Here is a 2,633-nt window from a genome sequence, read left to right as displayed (position 1 = left end):
TCACGGATACGTTCCAAGGTTTGGGCAAGTTCTTCATACTTAAAGCGTTCGCCAGCTTTCCAGCCGTTTTCGAAGATAGTGGTATAGTTGTTAGCCTTTTTAATCTCAGCAAGGTTTTTCCCCATGTAGAAATCAGCTTGTAGGGGTGTGATAACCACTCCATTACGAGCCAGATCAATAGCAGGTTGGAAAAGGTCAGCAATAGGGAGCTTGCCGAATTTCTTATGTACTTCAAAGAGCGCATCGATAGTGCCAGGTACGCCTATAGCCAAGGCACCTAGGGTACTTTTGTCAGGAATTACTTTGCCATTGGCGTCCAAGTACATATCGCGGTGTGCCTTGCTAGGAGCTTTTTCACGGTAGTCCAAGGCACCTTTTTCACCATTGGCTAAGCGATAGACCATAAAGCCACCTCCACCGATATTTCCTGCATTAGGGTAAGCCACTGCCAGTGCCAGTTCGGTAGCTACCATGGCGTCTGTGCAATCCCCTCAAGCCCGAGTGCAAGGCCTGCGTTATTTACCAGCACCTCGACGTCTTTGAAATTTGCAGGCAGCGCGCTTACGGCATCAAACACCGCAGCTTTATCGCGAATATCCGCGGCGATAATGTGCGTATTGCCTAGCTCGCCGGCTAGCTTCTGTAGCCGATCTTTGCGACGCCCAAACGCAATAATCTTATAGCCCTGCGCGCTAAGCGCCCTGGCAATCGCCTCGCCAAAGCCGCTCGTAGTGCCCGTGATGAATGCCGTGTTTTTCATATGATCCCCTTTGCGTAAAATTTTAAATTTAGCGCAATGATAACGCAAAACGGATTTAGAATTTATGAAATTTGCTCTTGCGGCGCTGGAGCGGATGAAATAATACGAAGGCATTGGCAGGTTCTCTCACCCAAGCTCGCAATCGGCAGCGGATTCGGCGAGCGCACGGGCTAAATTAAAATTTTGCGCCGTTCGTTTGTCGCGGTTTGCTATAATTACCTAAATTTAGGAAAAAGGCAAATGAGCAAATTTATACGATTTATCCTCGTTAGTATCTGTGTTTGCGCCACTTATGCGGGTCTGAAATATGCTTTTATACTCTTTATCACGTGGCTCATGTTTAGTGGGGTATATTTTGATGGACCGGGTACGCTGCTCGCCATACCGCTCACGTTTCTAAGCTCGTCGGTTATATTTGATTATTATTGTATTGCGCTGGGCCCTCATCTGCTCTTTTTATCTCTGCTTAAAGGGCGCGACGTGAAAACGCGGTGGATTTTACCTTTATTTTTTCTCATAACGCTCGCGTTTTGTAGCTTTTGCGTCTTAATCGGGCACGAAGATTATCAGCGCATAAACGCACTTTTTGCACTCTTGCTTATCTCTCCTTTTACGCTCATCGCATACGCCATCGTTACGACCGTAATCCTTGCCAAAAATAAAATTTCGGATTATTATCCGGTCTTAATCGCGATAATTTTTGTGCCTATTCATGCCGCCAGCATAGGGATATGGGGATTAGAACGGATATATTTTGGAGTATTTCTAAACGCGACGATACTGGGGATTTTTTATTTCACGGCGAAAATCGGGCGCGTAAATTCGATCGCACACAGACCCACATCCGACAAAATGCAAAATTCTAAAGACCGCGTTATCAAAACGATACAAAGCAGCGCGGCATTTTTAAACGACGATATTTTAAAGAAGCGCTAAAATTTTATCCTTTTTAGGAATTCTAAATGGCACTTTCGTCGCGAGCTACAAGCTTATCTGCTTACCGATAGATCTGTGCTTTACCGACAAAACCTTCAAAAACTGCGCCGTTTTACCTCTTGACGCATTGCTATCGCCATTTGATCAAATTTAAATCCAGCGCGATCTCGTCGTTTTTGATCACGCCGATACCCTTATTTAGCACGTTTTGCGCGATCTGTTTAGCTTCTGCTAGCGAGTGCATCGCGAAGGTGCCGCATTGAAATTTATTCAGCTCGGGGATATCCGCTTGAGAGGCCACACCCAAAATATCCTTCATACTCGCGCTCCACGCCGCTGCGACGGCGCTCTCGCTAGGCGCCCCGATCACGCTCATATAAAAGCCCGTGCGGCATCCCATCGGCGAGATGTCGATAATCTCGACGTCTGCACTATTTAGGTGCTCGCGCATGAAGCCCGCGAAAAGATGCTCCAGCGTATGGGTGCCGCGCTCGCTCATGATCTCTAAATTCGGACGGCAAAACCGCAGATCATAGACGCTGATCTTATCGCCGCTTTTGGTGCGCATACTCTTTGCGAGCCGCACGCCGGGGGCATTCATACGGGTGTGATCGACCTTAAAACTATCCAGCAATGGCATATTTTCTCCTTAAATTTAGATCACGGCGATTTTAACATAAAATTTCGCACTTTTAGGCGCACAGACGAAATTTTGGCTACAATTACGTTTATTTTAAGGAGAATTAATGCCCTATATAAACGTCAAAATCACCAAAGAGCGCGGCGGTCTAAGTCGCGAACAAAAAGCAAGGCTCGTCAAAAACCTCACCGACGCCCTCGTAGCCGTGCTAGGCAGGGGCGAGAAAACCACGGTCGTGACGATAGACGAAATATCCACTGACGACTACGCGATCGGCGGGCGGCTAGTAAGCGAAAT

General features: G+C 47.1%; 5 protein-coding genes. 2 read left to right on the top strand and 3 right to left on the bottom strand.

The window, feature by feature from the left end; genetic code table 11:
* Both Q0614_RS11095 and Q0614_RS11090 read right to left on the bottom strand, forming a co-directional pair.
* Positions 1-473, bottom strand: a 473-nt coding sequence (locus tag Q0614_RS11095; protein ID WP_298788723.1) for a gamma-glutamyltransferase, incomplete at its 3' end; no start/stop codon positions are given.
* A complete protein-coding gene (locus tag Q0614_RS11090; protein WP_298788722.1) occupies positions 467-760 on the bottom strand; it encodes an SDR family NAD(P)-dependent oxidoreductase in 294 nt (97 codons plus the stop codon). The genes Q0614_RS11090 and Q0614_RS11095, both read right to left, overlap by 7 nt.
* 240 nt (positions 761-1,000) lie before the next feature.
* Here Q0614_RS11090 and Q0614_RS11085 point away from each other — a divergent pair, with 240 nt between their 5' ends.
* Positions 1,001-1,696 carry a hypothetical protein gene (locus Q0614_RS11085; RefSeq protein ID WP_298788721.1) on the top strand — a complete coding sequence of 232 codons (696 nt, stop codon included), beginning with the start codon at positions 1,001-1,003 and terminating at the stop codon, positions 1,694-1,696.
* Between the two features lie 130 nt (positions 1,697-1,826).
* Here Q0614_RS11085 and luxS read toward each other — a convergent pair whose 3' ends face one another.
* Entirely contained in the window at positions 1,827-2,336 is a 510-nt protein-coding gene (gene luxS, locus Q0614_RS11080) for an S-ribosylhomocysteine lyase (RefSeq protein WP_298788720.1), read from the bottom strand.
* Between the two features lie 106 nt (positions 2,337-2,442).
* Between luxS and Q0614_RS11075 the strand changes: the two genes are divergently transcribed.
* Positions 2,443-2,633: 4-oxalocrotonate tautomerase family protein (locus Q0614_RS11075; protein WP_298788719.1), on the top strand; the 191-nt coding region annotated here is incomplete at its 3' end.

The organism is uncultured Campylobacter sp. (assembly GCF_937997595.1).
Taxonomy (GTDB): domain Bacteria; phylum Campylobacterota; class Campylobacteria; order Campylobacterales; family Campylobacteraceae; genus Campylobacter_B.
This window is presented reverse-complemented; position numbering and strand designations above follow the sequence as displayed.

Excerpts from the sequence above, each read along its gene's own strand:
- Q0614_RS11090 (WP_298788722.1), bottom strand. The coding sequence starts at position 760 with ATGAAAAACACGGCATTCATCACGGGCACTACGAGCGGCTTTGGCGAG.
- Q0614_RS11085 (WP_298788721.1), top strand. The coding sequence starts at position 1,001 with ATGAGCAAATTTATACGATTTATCCTCGTTAGTATCTGTGTTTGCGCC.
- luxS (WP_298788720.1), bottom strand. The coding sequence starts at position 2,336 with ATGCCATTGCTGGATAGTTTTAAGGTCGATCACACCCGTATGAATGCC.